This window comes from Propionimicrobium sp. PCR01-08-3 (assembly GCF_030286045.1).
In the GTDB taxonomy this organism is placed as follows: Bacteria; Actinomycetota; Actinomycetes; order Propionibacteriales; family Propionibacteriaceae; genus Brooklawnia.
Map to the genome: position 1 here is coordinate 2,948,095 of NZ_CP127390.1, position 25,743 is coordinate 2,973,837.

A 25,743-nucleotide genomic window follows, 5' to 3' on the forward strand; every position below is an offset into this window, starting at 1 on the left:
TCAGCGGTTCGCCCCCACCGATTCTCCTTGCCATTCGGCGACCAGCTCGTCCGGAAACAGCGCCCGACCACTGAAGCGGGCACCGGGCAACCGCTGCCCTAGCCGGGTGACCAACGGTGGCAGCAGATCGGCTTCGGCAATCACGTCGGTGGCCGACAGCACATCGCGGGTCGGCCCGTCCAAGATGATCTTGCCGTGGGTCATCGCGATGACGCGGTCGGTGTATTCGGCAACGATGTCCATGTCATGGGTGATCACGATGATGGTGTGGCCGTTGGCATTCAGGTCGCGCAGAAACTCCATCACCTCGCGTGACTGCCGGTAGTCCTGGCCGGTGGTCGGCTCGTCGACGATGATCACCTTCGGGCGGAGGGACAGGATCGAGGCGATCGCGATGCGCTGCCGAATACCCTTGGTCTGAAAGAACGGGTGTTCGTCGAACAGGTCTTCCGAGATGCCTGCGATCTGCGCTGCTTCCCGCACTCGTCGGTCGACCTCATCGGCAGATAGCTTGAGGTTTTTCGGCGCATACGCGATCTCGTCGTAGATCTTGTTGTTGAACAGCTGATGGTCGGGATTTTGAAAGACATAACCGATCGAGCTGATCAGCTTGGACGAGCGCAGGTTCGCGTCCACCGTGATCTGGTCGACCACGACCTTTCCCGAAGTCGCCTTGAGGATACCGTTCAGGCATTTCGACAGCGTGGTCTTGCCAGAGCCGTTCGTGCCGATGAGGCCGACCATCTCTTGGGGCCGGATCTCCAGCGAGATGCCCTCCAGCGCCTGGGTGCCGTCCGGATAGCGAAAACCCAGCCGGTCGACGCTGATGATCGGTTCACTCATGAAATCTCCAAAGTCACGTTTAAGAAGATGGATGGTTGGTCAAGCTAGACTCGGCCGGCTCATACGCCTGCCAGCATGCCCCCGCACACTCGCGCGACATCTGCGAATCGCACTGGGCGATGTGCGCTCTGGTCTTCCGGCGTGATTTCACCGGACGGCTCGATCTGGTCAAAGAAGGTGACCGTGCCGGGCACTCGGATCGAGTCACGGGCCGAGGCAGGAATCTGCTGAAAAAACGTGCCGAGTGGCGCGTCGACCGCGATGGTGCCATGTTCCATCAGGATCATCCGGTCGCATACCTCGACGAGTTGCTCGAGGTTGTGTTCGATGACCACCACGGTCAAGTCGAGGCTGCGTTTCACCTCTGCCAGCAGCGAGAAGACGCCCTTCTTCGAGACCGGGTCGAGCATCGAGGTCGGTTCGTCCAAGATGATGATCTTGGGACGCATAGCCAGCACGCCGGCGATCGCCACCCGCTGCTTTTGCCCGCCGGAGAGTTCGAACGGCGACTTTTGCAGCAGCCGTTCCAGCCCTGCCAGTTCGCAGGCCCAATGCAGGCGCTCCTGGATGACTTCGATCGGTGTGCCGATGTTTTCCAGGCCGAAGGTGATCTCTTCTTCGACGCTCATCGTGGTGAACTGGGCGTCCGGGTCGGAGAACACCAGGCCGACCAGGCTCGCGCATTCGGCGGCGTCGTAGTCGACGATCGGACGACCGAACAGGTCGACGGTGCCGAGATAGATGCCGTTGAAGCTTTGCGGGATGATGCCTTTCATCGCCGCGGCCAGCGTGGTCTTGCCGGCCTCGTTGGGCCCGACGATGCCGACGAATTCGCCCTGGTCGAGGGTGAGGTTAACCCCATCGAGGGCCTTATGTTCCGATTCGCCGTAGCTCCAGGTGAGATCCTTGATCTCTATCGCCGGCTGGTTCACGACAATCCTCCCGGAATGAGCAGGGCGAACACGGAGTCGCCGAGGCTGAGCAGCGGCGTAGCGAAGGCGATGACGGCCGCACCCAGCAAGAGTGCGACCAGCCCGATCGCGAGCGTCCAGTCGAATGGCTTCATCCGGAACTGAGTGCGCAGCCAATCGGGCCTGGACCGGCCGTTGACCTTGTTGGAGATGCGCACCCCTTTGGCGAACAGTCCCATCGAGATGTCTTCGCTGCGCCTGATCGACAGGGAGAACAACGGAATCAGGTTCATCGCGAAATGCTTGATCTTCCCGGTGAAGCTGAGATCCCGGGTGTCGAGGCCGCGAGCGATCTCGGCCTCCTTGATCACCTGGTAGTCCTCCATGAAGATGCCGACCGAACGCAATGCGAGTCCGACGAAATAGGAGACCACGAACGGGACACGCAACGTCCGCATGCCGACCAGAATGTCCGACTCGCGGTTGGTGCTGAAGTAGAAGATGGACGCCAGCACCAACGCGGCGATTCGGCAATAGGTGCAAAATGCCCAGAGCAGCGACTGTGCCCAGACCGTCACCGGACCGAACTGCCAGCTGGATCCCGAGACGTCTTCGCGGGGGAAGAAGATATAGGTCAGGTTGAGGATCACGAAGACTGTCACGAGCATCGGCAGGAACATCTTGAGCCTGCCCATCTTGACGTTTGCCACCGAGAACATCGCCAAGGTGAGGCCGATCACGACCAGATTGAACTCCGGGCGCTCGATGAACAACGGAACCAGCGAACTGACCAGGTAGATGACCAACCGGGTCGCCGGATGCAGCCGGTACATCGGCGACTCCGATGGAACATAGCCCATGATGGTTTTCTGCATGGCCGGCTTGGTGCTGGCCGGTGTGACGACCAGTTTGGCCGGCGGACTGCTGACGACAACCGAAGTCATGATCTGCTCCCTGATTTTGGAAGGGTGTTTGAGATGCCCGGGGCATGCGGGCATATGTCCGCTTGAGATCTGGGTTTCCCGGCGCTGGCGACCCCGGGAGACCCAGACGGCTAGCGTTCCGATCAAGCCCAGATGCCTTTGACGAAGGCCTTGGACTTCAACACGATCGGCGAGATGAACTTCAGCATGACGGCGCCCAGCACCCAGGAGGCGATGGAGTTGCCGAGAAACCAGCCGATGAAGGTGACCAAGAAGGCACCCGGGGTGACCAGGTTGAACATGAGCAGCACGACGCAGCCCCATCCGGCACCGATCAGGTTGGAGACGATGATGCCGAACACGGTGAAGACCATCCAGTCGCGTCCTGATTTCAGGCGCGGATCGGCCTTGAACGCACGGAAGGCGATGCCGCCGACGATGGCCTGGGCCAGGTTGCCGGGCAGGTACGCCAGCGATACCGGCAGCGGGGCGGAGCCTGCGATCGCATTGGAGATGATCGGGAAGACGGCCCCGGCGATGCCGCCCCAGCCGCCGTACCAGATGCCGCCGACGGTCTGAATGGCCTGGCCGGGCCAGAATGCGGTGATGTATCCGAGCGGGATCGCCAGGCTGCCGAAGGTTCCGACGACGATACCGATGCCGGTGAACAGGGCCGCCATCACGAAGTGGTTGAGGCCGGATTTACGAACCTCTCCCGGCCGGATGGCCCAGACGCTCTCGCGCCTCTTGGTGTCGGTGGCGGTGGCTTCGGGGGTGGCCTTTGATGCGGTGGTGGAGGTCATGTCACACCTTTCTCGCTAGTTTCTCCGAGCCATCTCGGAACTTGTATGAGAACTAACAAGATAGAATCACGTGTCCGTGCGACAGGGGTTACACAGCTGTGACGATCAAGTAAAACCGTCAATCAGCATGATTTGAACGCTCCGCATGCCAGCAGTCGCCTTCGACCATCAACCGCCACCCCGCTCGAAACCGGCATTGCGATCCTGCTTGCACTTACTGTGCATACGCGATATAAACAGTATGTGCACATCGTCCTATCGAACACCTCGGCGGAGCCGATGTATGAGCAGATCAAAGACCAGATCCGGTCGCAGATCTACTCCGGCGAGCTTCGCGAAGGGGACGCGCTGCCCTCGCTTCGGGAGCTCGCCCGCGACCTGCAGGTCAGCGTCATCACCACGACCCGCGCCTACAACGACCTGGCCGCCGAGGGCGTGATCGCGACCCGGCAAGGACGCGGAACTCTCGTGCTGCCGGTGAACGCGTCCCGGATGCAGGAAAGGCTCAATACCCGCATCACCACGGCCCTGCAAGATGCCATTGAGGCTGCTCGACTCGGCGATCTTTCGCTTGACCACCTCCAAACGACTCTTGCCGAACTCTGGAATGGGTCTCCTCGTGAAATACCGGCCAGATCGCGGTCCCACGCCAAGGACCAGGGCGGCAGAGATCGGCACCCGACTGTCACCGAGCGACGGACGGCGGGGCATGGCTGACCTTCAAACCACATCCGGTCGGCGCCATTGCAGGTGCCCCGTCATGACCATCGACCCGGAGGGGTCCCCAAGACGACGCGTCCGGCCCCTTCTCAATTGATCAGTGAACCCGGCATTCAGTCAGTATCCAGATGAAAGTGACCGTCATGAATCCCGATGACCAAACCCTCGCAACTCAAGTTCCGGGCCCTCAGCCCAATTCGAAGGACGCATTCGCACCTTCGAGTTCGGCGATCCACACGCGTGGCCTACTCAAAGACCGCGGGCGATTCAGGCTCGGCCCGCTCGACATCGAATTGCCGACCGGCCAGGTGCTCGGGCTGGTGGGCCCGAACGGCTCGGGCAAAACCACCCTGATCAAGTTGCTGCTCGGCATGATCGCCTCGGACGCGGGCGAGACTGCCGTCCTCGGTTCGAGCCCTGGCACAGTCAAAGAACACGTCTGTGCTGCCCTCGACACCGACTACCTGCTCCCTGATTGGACAGTGCAGCAAGCCTGCGCGGCCGTGCGCCGCTTCTACCCGAGATGGAATCAGGTGCTCGCCGGCGAACTGCTGGAGCAATTCCACATTCCGGTCAAGGCCAAGGTGAAGGAGCTCTCCCGCGGCGAGACCAGCAAGCTGAAGCTACTGCTCGCGCTCGCCCCGGCGCCCGAATTGCTGATTCTGGACGAGCCGACTTCAGGTCTCGACCCGCTGGCTCGCGAGGAGATTCTGCGGGTGATCAGGGAATTCATGCTGGATGAATCACACAGCGTGCTGCTGTCGACCCACATCCCCTCCGATTTGAGCACGATCGCCGACTCGATCCTGGTTCTGCGCGAAGGGTCCGTCGCGCATCAGGGCCCGATGGACGAATTCACCGAATCCTATTTCGCCGTGCACGGCGCCAATTCCGATCTGCCCGCCATCCAAGGCCACCTGATCGGGACGCGCACGACGGCGTCCAATTTCACTGCCGTGGTGCGCGCCGACCAGACCGCCGGGCTGCCCGCCTCGGTGGTCGTCGAGCAGGCGAATGTCGACGATATCGTCAAGGCCCTCGCCGTCACCACAGCCCAGGCCGCCGCACCCCAAGGAGCATCAAAATGACCAACTATCTGCGTTTTATCGGGCTCGACTTTCGAACTATGCGGCCCTATTGGCGGTCGTTCCTCGCTGTTCTTTTCATCCTGCTCGTCTTCACCGCGACCTCCATGGTGCCCGAAACCCTCGTCGTCACCGGGGCTCTCATGGGCCCGATAACGGTGATGAGCTACCTCTTCTCGCAGGACGCCAGGCTCGACATTCTGTACGGCCTGTTACCCATCAGCCGGCGCGACGCGGTCATCGGACGCTACCTCGACACGCTCGGTTTCACCTTCGCCGGCACCATACTGGGCCTTGTCTTCGCTATCGCCTCCGGGCTGATCACCGGCAACTCGCTCGACGGAATAGGCTTCGGTGCCATCAGCGGCATCGCCTGCGCGCTCGTGCTGAACGCCATCCAAATGCCGGTCTACTACCGCTTCGGATACACCAGGGCCCGCATCCTCAGCATCGCCATCATCGTCGTGGCCATGGCGCTGCTGGTAGGCATGGTCTCGCTCTTGGGATTCCAGATCGCCACCGTGCCGTGGGTATCAGCGGCGGCCCTCATCGCGTTGCCGGTGATCGCGGTGCTGCTCTATCTCGCCTCCGCAGCACTCTCGCTGAAGTGGTATCAAGCCCGCGAGTTCTAGCGTCATCCCAGATCGGGATGATCGATCTGAACGGGCACGTTGGCGCCGTGGCCCTGGGCCCGCAGGGTCTCGCGCAGCCGCTCGGTGGCCGCGGTCAGCTTGTCGGGCGGGGCGTCGTGATCGGCGTTGGCGAACGTCAACTCGGCCTCACCCCAGGCCGGCAGCACGTGCAGGTGCAGATGCGGCACATCGAACCCGGCGATGATCATCGCGGTCTGCGGAGCCTCGAACGCAACTTCCTGAGCACGTCCGATGATCGCGGCCACCTTCATCAGATGGGCCAGCAAGTCGTCCGGAGCCTTGGTGAACGAGGGCACCTCTTCGCGAGGGACGACCAGCATGTGCCCATCGGTGATCGGCTCGATGGTGGCGAAGACCACACAGGTCTCGTCTGCCCAGGCGAACATTCCGGAAAACTCGCCACTGATGATCTTGCTGAAGACAGTCGACATGGCTCCATGGTTTCACAACTGCTCCGGACGCACCGGCCTCTTTCCCCGGAGGCACCGGTTGCTTCAGCACGAGCCTCTCATCACCTGCACGGTTATCCACACCCGATGTGGATAACCGTGCAGGGTTGTGGATAGCGCGCGGTTTCCTGCGCACAAGACCGTGTATAACCTGCCCGAAGCCGCGCAGACCCACCCTGTAGAAACTCATCTAGGGTGGATTCATGAGAAAACATCCGGTCCTCACCATTACCGCAATCATCGCCGTCATCGCTGGTGTCCTCGCCTGGCGCGGACACCAGCGTGCACAAGCGGAAGCCGACCTGTGGGCGGCCGCAACCGACGAGGTCTGAACCGAGCGAGTCAGCCGGCAGTCGAGATGCGCTTTCCGGTCGACCAGTCGAGGCGCAGCCGGTGCCGTGTGCCGCGCACGGTCATCTCGGTGGGGTTACGCGGAACTTGTACGCCGGGCGCGTCGTAGCGCGGGTAGTCACTCTCCACGATGCGGCCATTGACACGAAACTCTTTGCACCAGGTGAGTTCGAAGCGTCCGAATGGGCTGCTCAATGTCAACCGGTCGCCACTCAGCCGCAACCGGTATTGCCGAAGCTGCTGCAAGAAATCGGCGAACGAGGCATATTCTTCGTCGTCGCCGACCATCACCGCATAGCCGGTGTGCTGACCACGCTGCACGATCTCGGATTCGCTGACCAGCTCGAAAGTGTGCGTCCCCAAAATGCCGATAAAGCTGTTCTCGCGGCGTCCGGCCACCCAGCTCGGGCCGAGCCGGGTCTGATCGAAGAGGACGAACGGAAAGTGGATGTGCGCCATCTCTTGGCGCGGCCCCTCGAAGTAGCCGCGCCGCATACGCAGGTTGTGCTGAACGAGCAGCACGTTGTGGTGCTGAGCGGCGTCCGGGTTGACGCCGTTGCCCACCCACCTGGACGGGGTCGGCGGACGATGGTCCTGGCTCAGCTGGGACGATCCCGGATGGGTTCCGAAAACCTCGATCTCGCCGGGCAACGAGGCGTGCCAAATATGCTGCTGGTCGCCGAAGCAACCAGGCTGGTAGCGCTGCACGCTACTGAGCAGATAGTTGCCGGTGGTGACGGTCTGCACATTGGCCCGGTTCAGCGCCTTGCCGGTGGTGATCGGGTTGATGGTGCGCAAGGTGGAGACGAGCACCGGGTTCGGCAGCTTGACATAGCGGCGCAGCGGAGCGAGCACTCGCGAATCCTGCAATTCGAGGACGCGCATCGCCCGCGCCGTGTCGACGATGGTTTCCGGTGTGGTGATGGCCTGCTGCCCCCACCAGAACCGGATCAGGTCGAGGCTCTGGCTGCGCGGGTGAAAGGGCTGATTCCGTAGCTCATCGCGAACCTCGTTGACATCGAGCCCCTGCGAGCTGAGTACCCGGCGCACCGGCTGCTCGGTTGCCAATTCGGTGATCGCCGCGGGCACCCGGTACCGCTCGCGCACCACAAAAAGGCTGGTCAGCTTGTCGATGTCCACCTCGGGATTCCCGCCGAACGCGCTGTGCCACACCGGCATGATCTCGGCGGCATCCGGATGCAGGATCTGTTCCGAATGCGCACGCCCCATCGACGGCGCGACGCGTCCACCGAAGCTGTTCAAGGCAAGATCGAGCAAGGCAAGATCGATGACCATCTCGGCGCGTTCTGCCATGCCCGGATCGTCGGCGTGGTCGGCGAGCATCGCCAGCGCGGCGATGTCATAGGCGTAGTAGGTGTTGGACAGCCACTCGCTGAATCCGAACCGGAATCGGTCCGACATCCAGATCATCAGTTGTGCCCGGGCGGCACGCTGGTGACGGACGCCCGAGCGTCCATCGTTGGTGAAAATCCGGTCGGGAAACACCTGCCCGGCAAGGTACTCGGCCACGGCGGCGGTGACCTGATGGTTCTCCGTCCACAACGTCATCGAATCGGTCCCGGCCTCCAGCATCGAGAACCGGAACCCGAGGATGGCGTCGACCGCCTGATCATTGAGCCGGGGCGGTAGATCGCCGGCGATCATGCATTTGAGAAGCAGCAACGCCCGGTGGTCGGCCATATAGAGCCGGGCGTTCACGAAGTCGATCAGGCGTTTGACGTAAGGGGCCTCCAAGCCACCCGAACCGAACTTCGGCCACGGCGTCAACTGACGCTGATCAGCGGACGAGGTGGCCATGAATAAGTCCTTAACAACGGTGGAGGTGACCCACGAACATGCTACCTGACCTCACCGGCCATCAGCCGCAGGCCAAAGCGCCGGTTACCAGATCTTGACCTGTCCGAATGCCCGCCGGCGCGGCACTGCGGGCATTGGCGCGGTCCCTATTCTGGAGGAGTGCAGTCAGATCGAACCGGTGGCGCCCAGACCGCCTTCGAGGACGGCCCCGTCGACTCCTCCAACGGGTCGATCTGGCGGATAGATCTGGCCGTCGCGATCGTGCTCACCGGGTGCACGTCGTTTTGGGGAGACCTGGTCGGCAGCGGGGCGCGAGCGCCCTTCTATCTGCCCTCGGTGCTCACCTCGATCGCGATCGTGCTGCCGCTGGCACTGCGCCGCACACATCCGCTGATCATGACGGGCCTGATCTCACTGGGCGGGTTGCTCCAGGTCCTCCTCGTCCCCACCCCCACCTGGGCGCTGATCGCCGTCCCGATCGCCAGCTACTCGGTGGCGCGCTGGGTCGCCGGTCACGAATCGCGGCTCATCGTCATCTCCGGTGGCATAGGCTCGCTGCTCGGTCCCATCCGCTGGTCGGTGGACGATCCCCTGGCGCTGCCCGGCTCCGATCTGCTCTCACTGGCCGCACCCCTGATCGCGTTCTGCCTGGCCTGGACGGTCACCCCCTATCTGCTCGGACGCCGGGACCGCGAGACCGTGGTCGCCCGCCACGAGCGCGAGCTCGCCGCCCGGGAACGCTACGAATCTGAGCTCGTCAAACGCGAGCAGCAGACCCGGATGATCGAGGCACGGGTGCGCAACGACATCGCCCGCGAGTTGCACGATGTGGTGGCGCACTCGTTGAGCGTGATCATCGTGCAGGCCGACGGCGGCAAGGCCGTGGCGCGCAAACGTCCCGAAACCGCCATCGAAGCACTCGACACGATTTCCGAGACCGGACGCGAGGCCCTCGGCGAGATGCGCCGCATCGTCGGCGTGCTGCGATCCGACCCCGATTCGGAGCAGCAACCGGCCGAGTTCCGGCCCGCTCCCGGGCTGGCGGACATTCCGGCGATGGTCGCGAAGGCGGGCGACCGCGTCCAACTGTCGATCACCGGCAGTGAGCCGACCGTGACCCCTGCGATCGGGGTGACCGCCTACCGGATCGTCCAAGAGGGGCTGACGAACTTCCTCAAGCACGCCGGCCCCACCTCGCACGCGCATGTCACCCTGATCTACCAGCCGACCACGATCAGCATCGAGGTCTCCAACGACGCACCCCCGGCCGAGACGACCGCCGAGAGCAAGGCCGCCATTCCGGTGGAGGGTTCCGGCTACGGGCTGCAGGGCATGCATGAGCGGGTCGCCGCGATGGGCGGAAAGCTCTCGGCCAAACCGCGCCGCTCCGGCGGGTGGGAGGTGCGCGCCACGCTGCCGCTCACCGGCCCGGCGAAAGCAAAACCGGCAGCGTTCGATAACCACCGCAGTCAGCGGCAGTAGGGGCACCGGGCACGGTCAGCGGCGAGCAACCTCGGCGATGGGGAACAATGGACGAAGGGTGCGACCACGAGTTAGCGGTGCGCTGGTTCTAAAGGCACGCCCTGACGTCCAACAGAATGGTGAGCCGATATGACCGAACCTCTCAAGATTTTCCTGGCCGACGACCAGTCGCTGGTGCGCAGCGGATTCCGGATGCTGATCGACGCCGAAGACGACATGACGGTGGTCGGCGAAGCCACCAATGGTTTGGGCACGGTGAAGGCGCTGAGCGCGAACCCGGCCGATGTGGTGCTGATGGATATCCGGATGCCCGAGATGGATGGCGTCGAGGCGACCCGCCGCATCGTCGAGGCCGGCCTCGCCACCAAGGTGCTGGTGCTCACCACCTTCGATCTGGACGAGTACGTCTTCGCGGCGCTCAAGGCGGGCGCAGCCGGTTTCATGCTGAAGGATGCGCGCCCGGACGACCTGCTGAGCGCCATCCGCTCGGTGGCCCGGGGGGACGCCGTGGTGGCTCCGAGCGCCACCCGCAGATTGCTGGAGCAGGTCGTGCCCCGGCTGCCGGACACCCCCGGACGCGAGGATCCCCGCCTCGACGTGCTGACCGATCGCGAGCGCGAGGTGCTGGTCGAGATCGCGAAGGGCGCCACGAACGCCGAGATCGCGGCGAACCTGTTCATGGCCGAAGGCACCGTGAAGACCCACGTCGGACGCCTGCTGTCGAAACTCGGGGCGCGCGACCGGGTCAATCTCGTCCTGATCGCATTCGAGACCGGCCTGGTCGACTGAGCTGCCTGGGAGTTCGCCCGCTCACCTGCGGAGTCCGCTCACCGAAAACCACAGACGCCCGGCACCGTGCAGAAAGCCCACCGAAAACAAGTCCGCTCGTGTTTCAACAGCAGCGGACTTGCCTGGCGCGAGCTGCTGAAACCTACGGCGAGCGTTCTTCCCCGGGGCACGCTTCTGCCGCCTGCCACTTCAGCAGTTCTGCTCCAGGTACTTGTGGACGACGGCCAGGTCGTCGTCCCCCAAGCCGGCTTCGGTGAGGTTCTGGTAGATCTTCAAGGCGGCCGAGCTGATCGGCAGCGTCCGGCCGGACGAGGCCGCCTCGCCGAGCGCAATTGTGAGATCTTTCACCATGAATTTCGCGGCACCGGTATTCGAGTAGTCGCGATTCTCGACCTTCTCGTGCTTCGCATTCAGTACCGCACTGCCGCCCCAGCCTTTGGCGAGCATCGCATACATCAGCGCGACGTCGACGCCGGCTCCCTCGGCCAGCAGCGCCGCCTCTGACAGCGCCGCCATGGTGACCCCGACGATCATCTGGTTGCAGGCCTTCACCACCTCGCCGGCCCCCAGCGGACCGCACAGCACCGGTGTGCCGCAAGCCTTCAGCACCTCGATCGCGGCCTGCGCGGGAGCTTCATCGCCACCCACCATGATCGACAGGGTGCCCGCCTGCGCGCCCGCCTCGCCACCGGAAACCGGGGCGTCCACCACCTGCAGCAAGCCATCGGTCTGCTTGCCGACACGGGTGGCCAGTTCTCGGACATCGCCCGGCGCCACCGTCGAGCTGACGACCAGGACGGTCGGTGAGGCGATGCCGGCGAGCAGGCCGTCGGGACCCTCCAGTAACGGAATCAGCTGGGTGAGGTCTTGCAGCATGTCGATGATGACGTCGCAGGTTTCGCCGATCGCCCGAGGGGTCGGCTCGAATGCCGCACCCCGCGCAACCAGTGGCTCAGCCGATTGCGGACGCCTGGCCCACACCGTGAGCCGGTGCCCGGCCTCGATCAATTGAAGTCCCATCGGGGCGCCCATCTTGCCCGGGCCCAGCAGCGCAACGCGAGTAGTCGTCATGCCCATAGAATATGGGACCAGCGACCTCATGGACGATGCGAATGGACCGGCGAGCCATGGGGATTCGCGGAGGAGAAGAGATGGCATCGGCATTCGACGTTTCGGGGCTCACAGCGGTGGTCACCGGCGGCGGACGAGGGCTCGGGCTGGGCATCACCAGCGCGCTGTTGGACGCCGGGGTCGATGTGCACGTGATCAGCCGGCGTCCGCCTCTCGACGAGGTGATCGATCAGGCGGCCGAGGCCGGACGCCGGCTCATCCATCACGAGGCCGATCTCGGCGACCGGGAAGTGCTCGACCGGCTCGCCGATGAGATTCTCGCCGAGGACCGGATCGACATTCTGATCAACAATGCCGGTACTCAGGAGCGTCATCCGGCTGTCGAATTCCCGCTCGATTCCTTCGACCGGGTGATCGACATCAACCTGCGCTCGGTCTTTCAGGCCTGCCAGCTGTTCGGGGCTCCGATGCTGGAGCGCGGCCGCGGCAAGATCATCAACATCGCGTCCATGCTGAGCTTTCAGGGCGGGCTGAACGTGCCGGCCTACGCTGCGTCCAAGGGCGGAGTCGCGCAACTGACCAAGGCGCTGTGCAACGAGTGGGCGCCGCGCGGGGTCAATGTGAACGCGATCGCGCCCGGCTATATGGACACCGAGATGAACACGGCGCTGATCGCCGACCCGGTGCGCAGCGAGCAGATCATGGTGCGCATTCCGGCCGGACGCTGGGGCAACGGCGACGACATCGGCAACGTCGCCGTCTTTCTGGCCTCGGCCGCGTCCGACTACATTCACGGCCAGATCATCCCGGTCGACGGCGGCTGGCTGGCCCGCTAGCGCAGGTCGTTGCCGGCCTCCAGCGCGTCCCTCACGCCCATCAATTCTTCGAGCGCTTGGGCCTTTCGCTTGGCGGTCGTCTGATCGCGCAGCATAGAGACGCTCATCGAGAAGTCCTGGGCATGGTTGCCGACCCGATGCACCACGAGGCCGTAGGCGAAGACGTTGTGATAGGTCTCGCCGTCGTCCACCGAATAGCCCTGCTCGCGGGTGCGGGCCAGCTTGTCGAGCAGCCCTGGCAGGTCACGGGTCGACTTGGCCGACCACCGCGGCATCGGGTCGGGCCCGCGGTACAGCCGGGCGATCGTCTCGTTGCTCAGCTGGGCGAGCAATGCCACCCCCACAGCCGTGATGGACGCCGGAAACCGGTCTCCCACCCCGGCGGTGACCGGCAAAGGTTCGCGTCCGACATGGCGGGCGATATAGGTCACATCCGATCCGGCGAGCACCGCCAGATGGGCCAACTCGCCCGACAGCAGGGGCGCGGCCGCCACTTCCCGCTTGAACTGGCTGATCGAATCGGTCCCGCGCAGAAACCCTCCTGCCGGGGTCAGGACGCCGATGTCCAGTTCGTAAAAGTTGTCGGTCCGGCTGACCATGCCGGCTGCTTCCAGCGAAGTGAGGATGGTCAGCACGGACGACTTCGCCAACCCGAGGCTGGAGGAGATCTGGGTCAGTGACCATCCTCCCGGCCGGCCGGCGATCAAGTTCAGAACCGCCACCGCGCGGGTCACCGATGGCGACCCGCGCGGTGGGACTTCTATCGAGGAGGCGCGCATCGCGGCGGCTTCACTCTCGTGATCGTCCGGCGCGATGGACGATCATGCCTGTGCGCCGTCCAGCGCGACCAGCACCTTGCCGGAGATCTCCGAGTTCTTGCCCGTTGTGAAGGCCTCGGTTGCCTGGTCGACGGGCAACACATGCGTGACGACGTCGGCCACCGACGGGGCAGCGGCGATCATCTCGATGGCTTCGTCCACCTCGTTGTCGAAGCGGAAGGTACCGACCCAGGTGATCTCCTTCTGCCCGAGAGCCGCCAGCTCCACCGACACCGGAGTGCCGGGGAACATACCGATCTGGGCGAGGGTGCCGCGCGGCTTGATCGCCTTCATGCAGCCGTTGACCGCGGGAGCGGCGGCGGAGCATTCCAGGATCACGTCGTAGGTGTTCTCCGGCAGGGCGTCCTTGGCCACATTGATGACTTCGTCTGCACCGACCTGCTTGGCGCGGGCGAGCGGCCCGTCCAGCACATCGGACGAGGTGACCTTGCTGGCACCGCGATGCTTGGCGGCGAAGGCGGCCAGCAAACCGATCGGGCCCGAACCCGACACCAGCACGTTCTTGCCGGTCAGGTCACCGGCCATGTTGATGCCGTGCAGCACCACTCCGAGTGGCTCGGCCAGTGCCGCGTTCTTGACCGAGACGGAATCCGGGAGCACGCGCACCATGTCGCGTCCGACCAGCATGTACTGGGCCATCGCGCCCTGGGTGTGCGGCCAGGTGGACGCGCTGCCCAGGTAGGAGCCGCCCGGGCGAAGGTGACGCAGGTTCTCCATGCCGGGCACATCGGGGCCGAAGGTGGCCGGATGCACGGTCACCGGAGTGCCCTGCTTCCATTCGCCCTGAGGATCCAGATCGATGTAGCCGGACATCTCGTGTCCGGGAATCAGCGGTTCGCGCACCACGAAGGTGCCGTTGGCGCCGTTGAAGTAGTAATGCAGATCCGACCCGCAGATGCCCACATAGGCCACCTTGAGCCGAACCTGATCGGGACCCGGCTCGGGTACCGGCACGTCCGCGATCTCGAGATCTTCTTTACCTTTGATGTATACGGCCTTCATCGCCGTCCTCCTTGATTGGGGTTAGATCGAAAGCCCGGATCCACCGGGGGAACGCGGTGTGCGTGTCCTCATTGATGGATCCGGGCTTATCACAGGGCCAGGTTACGCCGGGGCGACGATCATGCCGGCCGCGGTTGGCAGCCACAGCGACAGCGCCGGAACGTACTGGACGACCAGCAGCATCACGATCAGGGCGATGAAGAACGGCATCAGCGGGCCGATGACGTCTTCGACCTTCTTGCCTGCCACTCGGGCACCGACGAACAGCACCGGCGCCGATGGCGGCGAGATGATCGCCAAGCCCATGTTGAACATCATCATCATGCCCAGGTGAACCGGGTGCACACCGTACTCGACGGCGATCGGCAGGAAGATCGGAGTGAAGATCAACACGGCCGGGGTGGCGTCCAGCGGGATACCGATGATCAGCAGAATGATCGCCATGATCAGCAAGAACACGATCTTGGACGAGGTGAATCCGGTCAGCCAGTCCGCGATCAGCACGGGGATGTTCGCGAACACCATCGCGTAGCTCATGATCGACGACAAGGCGATCAAGAACACCACGACCGATGCGGTACGGGTAGCGGTCAGCAGCAGCTGCGGGATGTCCTGGACGCGCACCGTGCGGTAGATCAGCGACAACACCAACGCGTAGACCACGGCGATGCCGGCACCCTCGGTCGCGGTGAACACGCCGATGGTGATACCACCGATGACCACGACGATCAGGCCCAGGCTGGGCAGTGCCCGCAAGAACGCCTTCAGGCCGTCCTTGAATGGGGGGAAGCCCTTGCCCTTCAGCTCGGGACGCTTACGCGCGTAAATGTGCACCAGCACCATACAGGTCAGAATCCACAAGATGCCCGGAATGTAGCCGGCCAGGAACAGCGCGCCGACCGACGCCTGCGATACCAGCGCGTACACGATCACCGTGTTCGACGGCGGAATCATCATGCCGGCCGGGGCCGAGGCGATGTTGACCGCAGCAGCGAAACGCATGTCGTAGCCATCTTTTTCCATCTCGGGGCTCATGATCGCGCCGACTGCGGACGCGCAGGCGAGCGACGAACCAGAAATGGTCGAGAACAACATGTTGGTCACGCAGTTGGTTTGCGCGAGCGCGCCCGGCATCGGGCCGACGATCGCCTTGGCGAAATCGATCAGCCGGGACGCGATACCGCCCTGGTTCATGATCGCTCCGGCGAGCACGAACAGTGGAATAGCCAACAATGCGAACGAGTCGACGCCGTTATAGATCTTTTGAGCAGAAGTAAAGATTCCGGACTCGTGACCCATCAGGATCACCAAACAAATAGCCGACGGCAAACCGATCGAAACCGACACCGACACGCCGATAGCCATCAAGCCGAACATGCCCACCACAAGGATGAGAGCAACAAGTCCTGCATCACCCATAATCAGATGCCCTCTTCCTGCAACGTTGCGATATCGATCTCTTCCTCGGGAACGATCTCCTTCACCTCACCAGTGATCGTGGTGACGATATGCAAGAGGCAGTAGATCGTGATGAGGAGGCCGGCGACCGGCAGAATCAGATAGATCTGACCCTGAGAGAACGGCAACAACTCGACGGTCTGATCGAATGCGGACGACGCCAGTTCCCAGCCGCCCCAGATCATGACCCAAATGGCGAAGCCGGCCACGATGGAATGAGCGAGCACCTCGAACAGCTTGACGACCGCGGCCGGGAACTTCCGGACCAGGAAGTCGATCGCCACATCGTCATTCTCACCGATGACATAAGCGGCACCGATGATGCCCTGCCAGATGAAGACGATCCGGGCCAATGCCTCGGTCCAAGCGTTACCGCCGCCGAACGATCGGATAACCACCTGGTACACCACCAGGATGACCAACGCCGCGAACAACAAGATACAGATCCATCTCAGTATCACGTCCATCACGCGTTGAAATGCATTTAATGCTTTCATGCCGTGAGCCTTTTTGATTGTCGGTTACTTTCGAAGACTGCCCGCAGGCGACCGAATCAGATCCGTCACTGAATCGGGTCCGGAATCTTCACTTGTGAGCCGCGGGGCGGGGCGATTCGGCCCTGCCCGGCCCCGCGGAACACGTTATTTATTTCCCATATTTCGGCGGGAAATTTGACCTATGCCGGGTTGGCCTCGTTGGCTGCCTGGATGGCGTCGTAGAGGGTCTTGCGGACGTCGTTCTCGGCAACGGCCGCGTCCACTACCGGTTGCGTGAGTTCCTTGAAAGCGGCGGTGTCGACATCCTCGTTGAACTCTGCCCCGATGCCCTCGGCCTCGGTGCGGGATTCGTCCTCGAACTCCAAGAACCCGGAGTTGGCCTCTTCGCGAGTCTCGGGGATCAGGGCGAGGAAGGCCTCGCGATCGGCATCGTCCATACCGGCCAGCACATCGGAGTTGATCAGCAGATAGTCGGGAATCATCAGGTGCTTGGTGTACGAGTAGTACTTCGAGACCTCGTCGTGCTTCAGCTGATGGAAGACGGTCGTGTTGTTCTCGGCACCGTCGAGCACGCCGGTCTGCAAGGCAGAGTAGACATCGCCCTGACCCATCGGGGAAGCGATACCGCCCATGGCCTCGATCATCTGCACCTGCGAATCGGACTGCTGCACCCGGATCTTCAAACCCTGCAGATCTTCGGGAGTCTGGATCGGCTGCTTGGAGTTGTAGATATTGCGAACACCCGCGTAGAGCGCAGTCAGCACGTCAATGTTCTTGGAGTCTTCGAGCGAGGCGAACAGATCGGCGTTGAGCTCGTCGTCGTTGAAGATCTGCTGCTGGGCTTCGTAGGTGTCGAACATGTACGGCAGGTTGTAGACGATGAAGTCGGAGTTGAATCCCTCCATCACCGGGCCTCCGATGTACATCATCTCGACGGTGCCGTCGGAGAGGTTCTGAACGACGTCGGACTGGGTGCCCAGCTGCTCGTTCGGGTACACCTTGATCGAATAGCGGCCATCGGTCGCCTCTTCGAGCTTTTCACTGAGGGACACGGCCGCCTTGTATTGCGGATGCTCTTCGGTTTGGTTGAAGGCCAGTTTGAAGACGGTTTGGCTGCCACCACCGCCACCCTCGCCCGAGCCGCCACCACATGCGGCCAGGCCGAGCGACAGAAGCCCGACCGTGCCGGTCAGTAGTACCTTGGACAACTTCATTGTTGAAGTCCTTTCTTGGAGAACAAGCAATGCAACCTTGCGGAGATGACTGCCACCCGAACACTCACGGACCTTCGTCAGTCTCGTGTGGACAATCTTGACGGTGTTCGTCAAACCAAACACAGTTCAGCCCGACGAAAAGGAGTCTAAGAAGCGGGAATATTCAGGGTCAAGACGTCGTGGCAACCTGGCAACAATTAGCACCAAATCGTGATCTGACAGGCATGAATTGTCGCACCCGAACTATGCCGGCGAAAGCCGGATGCCGGTGCTTTTGTCAAGCGAAATACATCTGCGGACCCGCTCACCGTGCGGTATTTCCCGGACGTCCGGCATGCCGGACGCCACAGAGGGCTTGAATCCCCATATTCGGGGACCCAAGCCCTCTGTCTCAACTCAACTACCAGCACATCCGAACCGGTTGGATGAGCGTCTGGCTACTTGGCTGGATTCGCGGCGTTGGCGTCCTGAACCAGCTGGTAGAGCTCCTGACGAGTCTCGCTCTCGGCGACGGTGGCCTCGACCAACGGCTGGACGGTGGCCTTGAACGCGTCGATGTCGACATCGTCGTTGAACTCTGCGCCGATCTCGGTGGCGTGATCGATCGACTTCTGAGTGAAGTCGGCGAATCCGTCATTGGCGATCTGCTGAACCTCGGGGATGATCTCGAGCAGCGCGGCCTGATCCTCTTCGCTCATCTTGTCGAGCGCCTTGGTGCTCATGATCAGGTAGTCGGGGAGCATCAGGTGACGGGTGTAGGAGTAGTACTTCGCGACCTCGCTCTGCTTCAGAGCATCCCAGGTCACCTCGTTGTTCTCGGCACCGTCAAGCACACCGGTCTGCAGCGCGGAGTAGACATCACCGTTGCTCATCGGGGACGAGATGGCGCCCATGTCCTCGATCATCTGCACCTGCGAGTCGGACTGCTGCACGCGGATCTTCAGACCCTGCAGGTCGGCAGGAGTGGTGATCGGGTGCTTGCTGTTGTAGATGTTGCGGGTGCCGGCATTCACACCGGTCAGCACGGTGAACGACTTGGACTCCTCCATCGAGGTGTACAGGTCTTGCAGTGCGTCGGTATTCGACAGCACGGCATTCTGCGCTTCGGTCGAATCGAACATGTACGGCAGGTTGAAGACCACGAAATCGGGGTTGTAGCTCTCCAGCGTCGGAGCGCCGGTCCAGGTCAGTTCGACGGTGCCGTCCGAGACGTTCTGCAAAACGTCGGCCTGGCTACCCAGCTGCTCGTTCGGGTAGACCTTCACCGAGTAGCGGCCGTCGGTGGCCTCTTCGAGCTTCTCGCCCAGCGCGACACCGGCGGCGTACTGCGGGTGCTCCTCGGTCTGGTTGAAAGCCAGCTTGAAAACGGTCTGTCCGGCGTTGCCGCCGCCGTCACCATCGCCGCCACCGCAGGCGGCGAGGCTCAGTGACATCAGGCCGACGGCGCCGGTCAAAATCACCTTGGACAACTTCATGTTGTTCCTCCTTGGAACTGTTCTTCCAGTGACACTGCGACCTGGCCGGATTTACCGTTCGGGCGCTCGGCTTCGAGGCCGATGGTCAATGTCTCTACCATGAGTTCCGCGATCCAGACACGAACTCACTCGATGTTTGGAGTGTATGAACGTGCTAATCAAGCGGTCAACCAAAGCTGGCAACACGGCAACCTGGTTGATCGAATCGTTATCTCGCCGGGTTCGCCGCACTCACGCTGCATCGGCTATCAGGAGCCCTTCAGGCGCCTCCGCCCGGGCTTCTCTTCTGGTCGCCTCAGCGGTACGTTCTGTGCGCCCCATGCGGCTCCACTCGGTGCTTCGTCTGCGTCCGGCGGTCTTCGGGGCGTTCGTTTTTTGGGGTCCGGCCGGTCCGGGTGAGCCACCCGAATCACGTCACGGTTTGATAACCATGCTGCAACTATCCGGCAACCTCAGCCACCCGATTTCTGCATCATCGTCGCACGAAGCTATATTCATCTCCCAGATAGCCTAGGGGGTTGGTAGGGGTGACTATCAGCCCCCTAGTGCTAAGCCAATCGCTTGATCTGCCACCGTCGGCGGAGTCTGGTGCATATTCGGGCTCTCACCCGCGGTTCCCATACTTTGTCTGCGGGTAGCCGCGGCGGTCGCTGGCGGACTCATCTGGGTTCGTCATAACCGGAATCGGCCAGTCTCCTGGTCAGGAAGTCGGCAAGCTCACCGGATTCACCGTCGCGTCCGCCTTTGTTCACCTGCATGCTGGGCTGGTTCGGCTTGAGTTTCACCCCAGAAAGGCGCTCGCGCAGGCCGCCGGGCATCGACAGCAGGTAGTACCCGCCGTCATTGCCGATGGCCACGGTCTGATCGATCTTGATGTACCAGCCGAGTTTGTCGGTACGGGCCGTGCCGCCGCCCGATAGATGCATGCGCAAGGGTTCCGGCTCGATGCCGCTGCTTCTTGCGTCCGCGATGAATTGATCGATGAGTCTTTGAGCCTCTCCCGCCTCTCGTTGTGCGGCGGCAGCAGCCATCGCCTCGCGTAGTAACGCCTGTTCACGGCGATGAGTATCTCGGCGAGGTGGAGGGGCGGTCACATCATCGTGACTCATCTCGGGCACTCTTCGACCATACCCTGTTGCCACCAACCATGGGCCAGGTAGAAGTTCATTCACCCCGGCCGCGAGGGCGACTTCCAGTTCGGCTTCATGACACAGCCGCCGGCGCGCGAAAGCAGCCGAACGTGGTCGACTCGCCGGAACAGGAATATGTGCCCGGTTCCGGAGAGCCGCCCGACCGGCCCGCGGCAATCGACCCTGACCTACGATGGGTCGTCATGTACACCCTGCGTCGCCTGAAGCGGCTGCTTCGCCACCCCGGCTTCCGGCGACTGGTGATCGTCCGCACCTTTTCCCAAGGCGGGGACGCGGTCGTCCAGGTCGGGATGGCGACATACCTGCTTTTCAGCCCGCAATCCCAGCCCAATGCGTGGGCCGTCGCCGCAGTCATCGCCCTGGTCATGCTGCCCTTCTCGGTCGTCGGACCATTTGTCAGCCCCATCCTCGACCGACATGACAGGCGCCGCGTCGTGGTGATCAGCGACCTCACCAGGATGACGCTCGCCGCCGGCATGACCGTGCTGGTGGTGACCGGACGCACCGGGGCGAGCTGGCAGGCACTCTTGATGGTCCTGCTGCTTGTCGCGCTGAGCCTCAACCGGCTGCAGATCGCCGGGCTCAGCGCCGGCATGCCGCTCACCGTCGACGACGACGAATATCTCGACGCGGCTGCCCTGATGCCCGTTCTCGGACCGCTGTCCGGAATCATCGGCGGCGCGTTCGCCGGCCTTGCCCGGCTGGCGTCGGGACGGTTGCTGGCCACCCAGTGGGCCGATGGCTTGGTCTTCCTGCTGGCTTCGCTGCTCTTCACCGCGGCAGCCGGCACCGCTCTCGGATTCAAGCGCGGCCAACTCGGTCCCGCAGGCGGCACGACGGCAAGCACCTGGGCAAAGGTGTTCGCCGAATTGGCCGATGCCGGACGCGAGATCCGCCAACAGGTGCCCGCCGCGGTTTCGATGATCATGGTGTTCTTCGCACGGCTCGGCTATGGCGCGCTGATGACGGCCATCATCGTGCTCTACCGGCATTACTTCGGGTCGGACGCCGACCTGGAGTCCGTGATGGTGCAGATGGGTAGTTGGTTCTTGGTTTCTGGGGCAGGGTTTGCGCTATCCGGTGCAGTCGCCACTCCTGCGTCCGGACGCATAGGCGTGCGCCGAACTTTGATCGCAGCATTCGCGGTGGCGGCGGTGGTTCAGCTGGTTCCGGGCAGTCTGCTGACCCGGCCCAGTTTGCTCGTCTCCGGGTTCGTGCTCGGTTTGTGCCTGCAGTCGGTCAAGATCTGCGCGGACACCGTGGTGCAGGCCCATATCGTCGACGAGTTGCGCGGCCGCGTGATGGTCATCTACGACATCATCAACAATCTCGGCTATGTCGTGGGCGCGGTGATTGCCGCGGCCCTGTTGCCCTTCGACGGGCACCGGGTTCCGTTCTTCGTCGGGTTGGCAATACTGTTCGCGGTCTGCGCGGCAGTTTTCGCCCTGGTCAGCAGCGACAAGGACGACTACCAGAAGGGCACTGTCAGGCGTGCCTGAGACGAACCCGCCCTTCTGCCACCTCCTGCAGCAGTGCCACGGTCTCGTCCTCGAGATCGACGCCCAGGCTACGGGCAGACCTGGTGAGCTGCAGGATCAACTGGTCGGCCGACGCGTCATCGCCCTGCAGATGTGCGAGCCGGATTCGCGCGGCCGCCAGCAACTCGTCGTCGGCGCCGGCCAGCACCGCCTGGTCGATCGCCCATTGTGCGGAATCCAGATCGCCGGCCTGCATCGCCCGGCGTGACAGCACCACCGCGATGTCGCTGATCATCGCCGCGATGTCGTGCCGCAATTGTTCGGCCCAGTACCACTGCCCGGGTGCTGCGTCCGCCAGTGGTTCCCCTCGCACCAGCGAAAGAGCCTGCACCAACGAGGCGTTGGCAACCCTGTTCACGCCTCCGCTGACCAAGGTCTGAAGTTCTTCCCAATCGGACGTGATGCCGGGATGCAGGCAAATATGTCCCGAGTAGGCCTCGGGAAGATAGGCGGCGCCGTTCGCATCGGCGCCCAGCCAGCCTCGCAACCGGCTCATATTGGAGCGGCGGGTGGGCTCGGCGACCATCAGGTCCTTCGACATCGACAATGATGTCCCACCGGGGTGCTCCAGCAACCAGGCGCAGTATTCGATGCATTGCTTGATCGCGCGCGACGGTGGCGCACCGCGAGCGCCAACCAATTCGATCGTGCCCAAGATTCGCACCACAGGATGCTCGGGCAGGACTGCCATCGTGCCTCCCTTTGCCGATTCGGGCCGGGGAATCGTAGGCAGGACGATCGGCAGGCCTGCCGGCTCATATGTGGCCCACCATGGGGCCAGTGGATAATCCGTACTCGTCGCCACCTCGAAGAGCTCCTGTAATGCTTCGCGGACCGGGGGTTTCACTTGATATGGCCGGAATTGTTCGCCGGTCGGCAGATATTCGGCCCGGCCGTCGTCCACCTGAATGACCACGGAGCCCTCCGGCGGTTCGGTTTCGGCGCAGCAGATGACCATCGACAATCCGAGGCCGGCCAGCCGACGGGGCATCCGGGCGGGGGCCTCATCGAGAATGACCACCACGGGCGCCCAGGCCTCCGACCGGAGCGGATCGTCGCGCAACTGCATCAACGAGACCTCGTCACCACGGTTGCCGGCCCGCTGGTTCGCCAACGTGTCCAGCCACTCCACGGCAGACCGGCTGTCGGGATAGCTCTCGATATGTGGTTCGTCGATGCTGGCCAGCCACGCGAACTCCGCACCCGCCACGACGACCTGGCTGAGCGGAGAGGCACTGAGCTCGACCGCCATGGCCGCAGCCATCGCTTGACAGGCAGCGGCCGGGCCCCTCAGCCAGGTGACCTGCTCAAGCTCCACATCGCACCACAGTTGCTCGCGGGCGGCCGAGTCGGCCAGTGTTCCCAACGGAATCTCGGTCGCGCTGCCGACCGGGTCTTCCGGCAGCGGCATGATCGTCGCGCCGTCGGTCGGATCCGTATCGGTGCTGTCACGGTGTATCGGGACCATTCCCGGACTCGCCTCCGGATCGTCGGGCTCGTCTGCGCTCTCGATGAGCTGGCCGGGCAGTGCCGTCAGATCGGGCTTCGCTGCCGGTGGGTTGGCCTCGGCGAGGTGAGCGAGTTCGATACCGGCGGCGCGCGCCACTGAGCCCAAGGAAGGCAGCACGGTACTGAGCGGACGCTTGACTCGCTGCCTGCGTCGGTGCGCCGTGAAAGCCGCCGCCAAGGTGCTGGTCACCAAAGCACCCAATGCCACAAACGGGCTGGTCTGAGCAGCGTTAATCTCGACGGTGTTCGTCTCAACGAACCTCTGGTGCGAGTGGTCGGATACCGGCCCGGGCGTGCGGTTGGTACTCGCCGCCGCGGACGGGCCGGGATCGGTATCTGCTGGGATGGGGCAGAGTTCCCATTCCAGTTCGGGCTCGGCTTGTGGCACAACCGGCTCCGCGGTCCAGGCATCGGCATCCGAGGCCGGCAGCTTCAGCACATCGTTCGCATGGATGAGATCGGGATCGATGATCTGCGGGTTGAGCGCTGCGATCTCGGGCCAGCGGCCGGGATCGCCGAGGTGTTCGTCTGCCAGGTCGCTGAGTGTCTGGCCCGGCCCGACGACGACGTGCTCGCCGGGCTGATCGTCCTCGAGGACCCCAAGATCCGGGATTACCAGCAGCATGCCGGGTTCGAGGTGATCGGTGGAGATGAGCAACTGCGAATCGTTTGCTTCGGCTATCTGGCGCCACAGCGTTCCGTCGTGGTAGTAGCGCTCGGCCAACGACCACAGATCATCGCCGGGTTGCACCAGATGGGTGGCCATGACGGGGGATTGCTGCTCCTCATCGGCTTGCTTGTCGTGGGCGTTCACCGTGGTCATCTGGGGCGGCTCGGGTGGCAGCGGGGGTTGCGCGTGGGTCTTGGTAGCTCCCACATCGACGGCATTGCCGGCCGTCATGGCGATGATCGCGGTGATGAGGATTGCACTGGCCGGAGCCAACACCTGCCAGCCGGGGAACCTCAATCGGCGGCGGCCACCGGTGACGGCGGCAAGGCATTCACCTGCGAACGAGGCAACCGCCATCCCCCAGGCGATCCAGCCGACCAGAGTAATGATGGCCAACAGCAGGCTGCCGTCGTCGGGCGTCGTGACGATTTGGCTCCAGCTGGTCGTCCACAACGCCTCCGGCCTGCCGAATCGGACGAGGGTCCAGGCGCCGCCCGCGACGACGGCCAGCACCACCAGGAGGGCCGCTATGCCTTTCATGATCTTTTTCATGGTGTGCGCTCCCTCAATACGTCGAGAGCCTCGCTTGCTTCGGCGTCCAGCCACAGTGAACCGGGCAGCCCGGGAACCATGACATCTGCCAAGTCGAGCCGGCAGCCGAGTCGGACGATGACCGATCCGTGTTGTCCGGGTGGGTTGAGGAATGCAGCGGTATCCACGTCGACCACAAGGTCGGAGCACGCTACGTTTACCGTTGCCAGATCAAATTCGATGGTGCTGACCGCCTGTTCGACGGCGGCCGGGGCCGAGGTGGCCAGTGTCGCTGCCCGGGCGCCGGCAGCAGCGGCCTCATGCAGCTGGGTTCGGGCCCATCCGATTCGCCAGGCTCCGGCGAGACCGAGCACGAGCACCACCAGCAGGGGCACGATCAAGGCCACCTCGACGACTGCGGCGCCGCGTTGGTCGGCAGGGTGCGGGTTCGGGCGCATCATGCCTCCTTTACCCGGGCAGCGGAGGCTTCGACCGTTGACCACGGCCCCGGCAACAATGCCGGCACGCTGGCTACGATGTTCACCTGAATCGTGTCGGCCAGCTGAGCGAAGCCGATATCGACCTGCTGCAATCCGCCACGTTCGGCGACCTCGGCACTGACCTGGTAGGCATCGTCCGCAAGCCCGGACGCATAGGCGGCGCGCTCGGCACCGGCCATGGCCGCCTGCTGCGCGCACGAGCGCCCGGCAAACCAGATGCTGGCCTGAATGATGGCGAAGATCACCGCCAGCACCAGGGGCATGAGCATCGCCAACTGCACCGAGCCGGTCATTCCGCGCTCGGTACCCGGCCTCGGATCACGCGAGTTCCCCGAGCTTCGTGGCCACATAATTTCCCACCAATCCGATGACTGTCAGCGCGATTGCGACTGCTCCGGTGAGCAGCACGGCGTTTTCGGTCGATTGCGACAAGCCGCGTTGATTGCCCTGCCGCATCGCATTACGCAGCACCAGGGCTGTGCCGAGCGTCCGATGCATGATGCGTTGCGGCCCGCCGGCGAGCGCCGGTGCCTCGGGTAGTAGTGACCCGGACCGGTCGGCAGTCGCGCTGGAGGCGTCGTCTGCGGAGATCGAAGGTTGAATATCGTTCATCGGATTTCCCTTT

The 25,743-nt window shown here is 63.3% G+C and carries 26 protein-coding genes; 8 read left to right on the forward strand and 18 right to left on the reverse strand.

The features are described 5' to 3' along the window. From QQ658_RS13665 to QQ658_RS13680, 4 genes are all read right to left on the reverse strand, one after another. The gene (locus tag QQ658_RS13665) at nt 1-843 is read right to left on the reverse strand and encodes an energy-coupling factor ABC transporter ATP-binding protein (protein ID WP_286025389.1); all 843 of its coding nucleotides are present in this window, start codon (nt 841-843) and stop codon (nt 1-3) included. A gap of 59 nt (nt 844-902) precedes the next feature. Further along, nucleotides 903-1,775, reverse strand: a complete 873-nt coding sequence (locus tag QQ658_RS13670; protein WP_286025390.1) for an energy-coupling factor ABC transporter ATP-binding protein — start codon at nt 1,773-1,775, stop codon at nt 903-905. Continuing rightward, nucleotides 1,772-2,698 carry an energy-coupling factor transporter transmembrane component T family protein gene (locus QQ658_RS13675; RefSeq protein WP_286025391.1) on the reverse strand — a complete coding sequence of 309 codons (927 nt, stop codon included), beginning with the start codon at nt 2,696-2,698 and terminating at the stop codon, nt 1,772-1,774. The genes QQ658_RS13670 and QQ658_RS13675 overlap by 4 nt, the downstream gene beginning before the upstream one ends. A 122-nt stretch (nt 2,699-2,820) precedes the next feature. Continuing rightward, nucleotides 2,821-3,480 carry an MASE1 domain-containing protein gene (locus QQ658_RS13680; RefSeq protein WP_286025392.1) on the reverse strand — a complete coding sequence of 220 codons (660 nt, stop codon included), beginning with the start codon at nt 3,478-3,480 and terminating at the stop codon, nt 2,821-2,823. A 243-nt stretch (nt 3,481-3,723) separates the two neighbouring features. Here QQ658_RS13680 and QQ658_RS13685 point away from each other — a divergent pair, with 243 nt between their 5' ends. The 3 genes from QQ658_RS13685 to QQ658_RS13695 all read left to right on the forward strand — a co-directional run bounded on the left by QQ658_RS13685 (nt 3,724) and on the right by QQ658_RS13695 (nt 5,917). Then, nucleotides 3,724-4,197, forward strand: coding sequence for a GntR family transcriptional regulator (locus tag QQ658_RS13685; protein WP_286025393.1), 474 nt, complete (start codon nt 3,724-3,726; stop codon nt 4,195-4,197). 146 nt (nt 4,198-4,343) lie between these two features. Further along, nucleotides 4,344-5,288, forward strand: coding sequence for an ATP-binding cassette domain-containing protein (locus QQ658_RS13690; protein ID WP_286025394.1), 945 nt, complete (start codon nt 4,344-4,346; stop codon nt 5,286-5,288). Further along, nucleotides 5,285-5,917 carry an ABC-2 transporter permease gene (locus tag QQ658_RS13695; RefSeq protein WP_286025395.1) on the forward strand — a complete coding sequence of 211 codons (633 nt, stop codon included), beginning with the start codon at nt 5,285-5,287 and terminating at the stop codon, nt 5,915-5,917. Before QQ658_RS13690 ends, QQ658_RS13695 begins: the two co-directional genes overlap by 4 nt. Before the next feature lie 2 nt (nt 5,918-5,919). Here QQ658_RS13695 and QQ658_RS13700 read toward each other — a convergent pair whose 3' ends face one another. Beyond that, nucleotides 5,920-6,369 (reverse strand): HIT family protein, encoded by a 450-nt coding sequence (locus QQ658_RS13700; protein ID WP_286025396.1) that lies wholly within the window; start codon nt 6,367-6,369, stop codon nt 5,920-5,922. Between the two features lie 221 nt (nt 6,370-6,590). On the opposite strand from QQ658_RS13700, the gene QQ658_RS13705 reads away from it, so the two are divergent. Further along, nucleotides 6,591-6,719, forward strand: coding sequence for a DLW-39 family protein (locus QQ658_RS13705; protein ID WP_286025397.1), 129 nt, complete (start codon nt 6,591-6,593; stop codon nt 6,717-6,719). A gap of 10 nt (nt 6,720-6,729) precedes the next feature. Here the strand turns inward: QQ658_RS13705 and QQ658_RS13710 are convergent, their stop codons facing one another. Then, complete coding sequence (locus tag QQ658_RS13710; protein WP_286025398.1) at nt 6,730-8,556, reverse strand: hypothetical protein; 1,827 nt, start codon at nt 8,554-8,556, stop codon at nt 6,730-6,732. Nucleotides 8,557-8,715: 159 nt separating this feature from the next. Between QQ658_RS13710 and QQ658_RS13715 the strand changes: the two genes are divergently transcribed. Then, complete coding sequence (locus QQ658_RS13715; RefSeq protein ID WP_286025399.1) at nt 8,716-10,038, forward strand: sensor histidine kinase; 1,323 nt, start codon at nt 8,716-8,718, stop codon at nt 10,036-10,038. A gap of 129 nt (nt 10,039-10,167) precedes the next feature. Then, complete coding sequence (locus QQ658_RS13720) at nt 10,168-10,827, forward strand: response regulator (RefSeq protein WP_286025400.1); 660 nt, start codon at nt 10,168-10,170, stop codon at nt 10,825-10,827. 189 nt (nt 10,828-11,016) lie between these two features. On the opposite strand, the gene QQ658_RS13725 is transcribed toward QQ658_RS13720, so the two are convergent. Continuing rightward, nucleotides 11,017-11,898, reverse strand: coding sequence for an NAD(P)-dependent oxidoreductase (locus QQ658_RS13725; protein ID WP_286025401.1), 882 nt, complete (start codon nt 11,896-11,898; stop codon nt 11,017-11,019). 80 nt (nt 11,899-11,978) lie between these two features. Between QQ658_RS13725 and QQ658_RS13730 the strand changes: the two genes are divergently transcribed. Beyond that, nucleotides 11,979-12,734: an SDR family oxidoreductase gene (locus tag QQ658_RS13730; RefSeq protein WP_286025402.1), complete on the forward strand. Its 756-nt coding sequence runs from the start codon at nt 11,979-11,981 to the stop codon at nt 12,732-12,734. Here the strand turns inward: QQ658_RS13730 and QQ658_RS13735 are convergent. The 7 genes from QQ658_RS13735 to QQ658_RS13765 all read right to left on the reverse strand — a co-directional run bounded on the left by QQ658_RS13735 (nt 12,731) and on the right by QQ658_RS13765 (nt 20,328). Continuing rightward, a complete protein-coding gene (locus QQ658_RS13735) occupies nt 12,731-13,513 on the reverse strand; it encodes an IclR family transcriptional regulator (RefSeq protein ID WP_286025403.1) in 783 nt (260 codons plus the stop codon). The genes QQ658_RS13730 and QQ658_RS13735 overlap by 4 nt on opposite strands. A gap of 42 nt (nt 13,514-13,555) precedes the next feature. After that, nucleotides 13,556-14,575, reverse strand: coding sequence for an L-idonate 5-dehydrogenase (locus tag QQ658_RS13740; RefSeq protein ID WP_286025404.1), 1,020 nt, complete (start codon nt 14,573-14,575; stop codon nt 13,556-13,558). A 102-nt stretch (nt 14,576-14,677) separates the two neighbouring features. After that, the gene (locus QQ658_RS13745) at nt 14,678-15,994 is read right to left on the reverse strand and encodes a TRAP transporter large permease (RefSeq protein ID WP_286025405.1); all 1,317 of its coding nucleotides are present in this window, start codon (nt 15,992-15,994) and stop codon (nt 14,678-14,680) included. A gap of 2 nt (nt 15,995-15,996) precedes the next feature. Next, nucleotides 15,997-16,530 carry a TRAP transporter small permease gene (locus QQ658_RS13750; RefSeq protein ID WP_286025406.1) on the reverse strand — a complete coding sequence of 178 codons (534 nt, stop codon included), beginning with the start codon at nt 16,528-16,530 and terminating at the stop codon, nt 15,997-15,999. Between the two features lie 179 nt (nt 16,531-16,709). Beyond that, nucleotides 16,710-17,744 carry a TRAP transporter substrate-binding protein gene (locus QQ658_RS13755; RefSeq protein WP_286025407.1) on the reverse strand — a complete coding sequence of 345 codons (1,035 nt, stop codon included), beginning with the start codon at nt 17,742-17,744 and terminating at the stop codon, nt 16,710-16,712. 437 nt (nt 17,745-18,181) lie between these two features. After that, entirely contained in the window at nt 18,182-19,219 is a 1,038-nt protein-coding gene (locus QQ658_RS13760; protein WP_286025408.1) for a TRAP transporter substrate-binding protein, read from the reverse strand. A gap of 659 nt (nt 19,220-19,878) precedes the next feature. Beyond that, nucleotides 19,879-20,328 carry a hypothetical protein gene (locus QQ658_RS13765; protein WP_286025409.1) on the reverse strand — a complete coding sequence of 150 codons (450 nt, stop codon included), beginning with the start codon at nt 20,326-20,328 and terminating at the stop codon, nt 19,879-19,881. A 131-nt stretch (nt 20,329-20,459) separates the two neighbouring features. Here QQ658_RS13765 and QQ658_RS13770 point away from each other — a divergent pair, with 131 nt between their 5' ends. Continuing rightward, nucleotides 20,460-21,869: an MFS transporter gene (locus QQ658_RS13770; RefSeq protein WP_286025410.1), complete on the forward strand. Its 1,410-nt coding sequence runs from the start codon at nt 20,460-20,462 to the stop codon at nt 21,867-21,869. On the opposite strand, the gene QQ658_RS13775 is transcribed toward QQ658_RS13770, so the two are convergent. From QQ658_RS13775 to QQ658_RS13790, 4 genes are read right to left on the reverse strand one after another with little or no spacing between them, the layout of a single operon-like run. Continuing rightward, the gene (locus QQ658_RS13775; protein WP_286025411.1) at nt 21,856-24,639 is read right to left on the reverse strand and encodes a LysM peptidoglycan-binding domain-containing protein; all 2,784 of its coding nucleotides are present in this window, start codon (nt 24,637-24,639) and stop codon (nt 21,856-21,858) included. The genes QQ658_RS13770 and QQ658_RS13775 overlap by 14 nt on opposite strands. Then, a complete protein-coding gene (locus QQ658_RS13780; RefSeq protein WP_286025412.1) occupies nt 24,636-25,079 on the reverse strand; it encodes a TadE/TadG family type IV pilus assembly protein in 444 nt (147 codons plus the stop codon). Before QQ658_RS13780 ends, QQ658_RS13775 begins: the two co-directional genes overlap by 4 nt. Next, the gene (locus QQ658_RS13785) at nt 25,076-25,411 is read right to left on the reverse strand and encodes a TadE/TadG family type IV pilus assembly protein (protein ID WP_286025413.1); all 336 of its coding nucleotides are present in this window, start codon (nt 25,409-25,411) and stop codon (nt 25,076-25,078) included. Before QQ658_RS13785 ends, QQ658_RS13780 begins: the two co-directional genes overlap by 4 nt. Before the next feature lie 25 nt (nt 25,412-25,436). Continuing rightward, complete coding sequence (locus QQ658_RS13790; protein ID WP_286025414.1) at nt 25,437-25,730, reverse strand: hypothetical protein; 294 nt, start codon at nt 25,728-25,730, stop codon at nt 25,437-25,439. Nucleotides 25,731-25,743: the final 13 nt, after the last annotated feature.

Bases quoted from the DNA above. Each gene is read 5' to 3' on its own strand.
- QQ658_RS13665 (WP_286025389.1), bottom strand. From the start codon at position 843: ATGAGTGAACCGATCATCAGCGTCGACCGGCTGGGTTTTCGCTATCCG.
- QQ658_RS13675 (WP_286025391.1), bottom strand. From the start codon at position 2,698: ATGACTTCGGTTGTCGTCAGCAGTCCGCCGGCCAAACTGGTCGTCACA.
- QQ658_RS13680 (WP_286025392.1), bottom strand. From the start codon at position 3,480: ATGACCTCCACCACCGCATCAAAGGCCACCCCCGAAGCCACCGCCACC.
- QQ658_RS13690 (WP_286025394.1), top strand. From the start codon at position 4,344: ATGAATCCCGATGACCAAACCCTCGCAACTCAAGTTCCGGGCCCTCAG.
- QQ658_RS13695 (WP_286025395.1), top strand. From the start codon at position 5,285: ATGACCAACTATCTGCGTTTTATCGGGCTCGACTTTCGAACTATGCGG.
- QQ658_RS13700 (WP_286025396.1), bottom strand. From the start codon at position 6,369: ATGTCGACTGTCTTCAGCAAGATCATCAGTGGCGAGTTTTCCGGAATG.
- QQ658_RS13705 (WP_286025397.1), top strand. From the start codon at position 6,591: ATGAGAAAACATCCGGTCCTCACCATTACCGCAATCATCGCCGTCATC.
- QQ658_RS13710 (WP_286025398.1), bottom strand. From the start codon at position 8,556: ATGGCCACCTCGTCCGCTGATCAGCGTCAGTTGACGCCGTGGCCGAAG.
- QQ658_RS13720 (WP_286025400.1), top strand. From the start codon at position 10,168: ATGACCGAACCTCTCAAGATTTTCCTGGCCGACGACCAGTCGCTGGTG.
- QQ658_RS13725 (WP_286025401.1), bottom strand. From the start codon at position 11,898: ATGACGACTACTCGCGTTGCGCTGCTGGGCCCGGGCAAGATGGGCGCC.
- QQ658_RS13730 (WP_286025402.1), top strand. From the start codon at position 11,979: ATGGCATCGGCATTCGACGTTTCGGGGCTCACAGCGGTGGTCACCGGC.
- QQ658_RS13735 (WP_286025403.1), bottom strand. From the start codon at position 13,513: ATGCGCGCCTCCTCGATAGAAGTCCCACCGCGCGGGTCGCCATCGGTG.
- QQ658_RS13740 (WP_286025404.1), bottom strand. From the start codon at position 14,575: ATGAAGGCCGTATACATCAAAGGTAAAGAAGATCTCGAGATCGCGGAC.
- QQ658_RS13745 (WP_286025405.1), bottom strand. From the start codon at position 15,994: ATGGGTGATGCAGGACTTGTTGCTCTCATCCTTGTGGTGGGCATGTTC.
- QQ658_RS13750 (WP_286025406.1), bottom strand. From the start codon at position 16,530: ATGAAAGCATTAAATGCATTTCAACGCGTGATGGACGTGATACTGAGA.
- QQ658_RS13755 (WP_286025407.1), bottom strand. From the start codon at position 17,744: ATGAAGTTGTCCAAGGTACTACTGACCGGCACGGTCGGGCTTCTGTCG.
- QQ658_RS13760 (WP_286025408.1), bottom strand. From the start codon at position 19,219: ATGAAGTTGTCCAAGGTGATTTTGACCGGCGCCGTCGGCCTGATGTCA.
- QQ658_RS13765 (WP_286025409.1), bottom strand. From the start codon at position 20,328: ATGAGTCACGATGATGTGACCGCCCCTCCACCTCGCCGAGATACTCAT.
- QQ658_RS13775 (WP_286025411.1), bottom strand. From the start codon at position 24,639: ATGAAAAAGATCATGAAAGGCATAGCGGCCCTCCTGGTGGTGCTGGCC.
- QQ658_RS13780 (WP_286025412.1), bottom strand. From the start codon at position 25,079: ATGATGCGCCCGAACCCGCACCCTGCCGACCAACGCGGCGCCGCAGTC.
- QQ658_RS13785 (WP_286025413.1), bottom strand. From the start codon at position 25,411: ATGACCGGCTCGGTGCAGTTGGCGATGCTCATGCCCCTGGTGCTGGCG.
- QQ658_RS13790 (WP_286025414.1), bottom strand. From the start codon at position 25,730: ATGAACGATATTCAACCTTCGATCTCCGCAGACGACGCCTCCAGCGCG.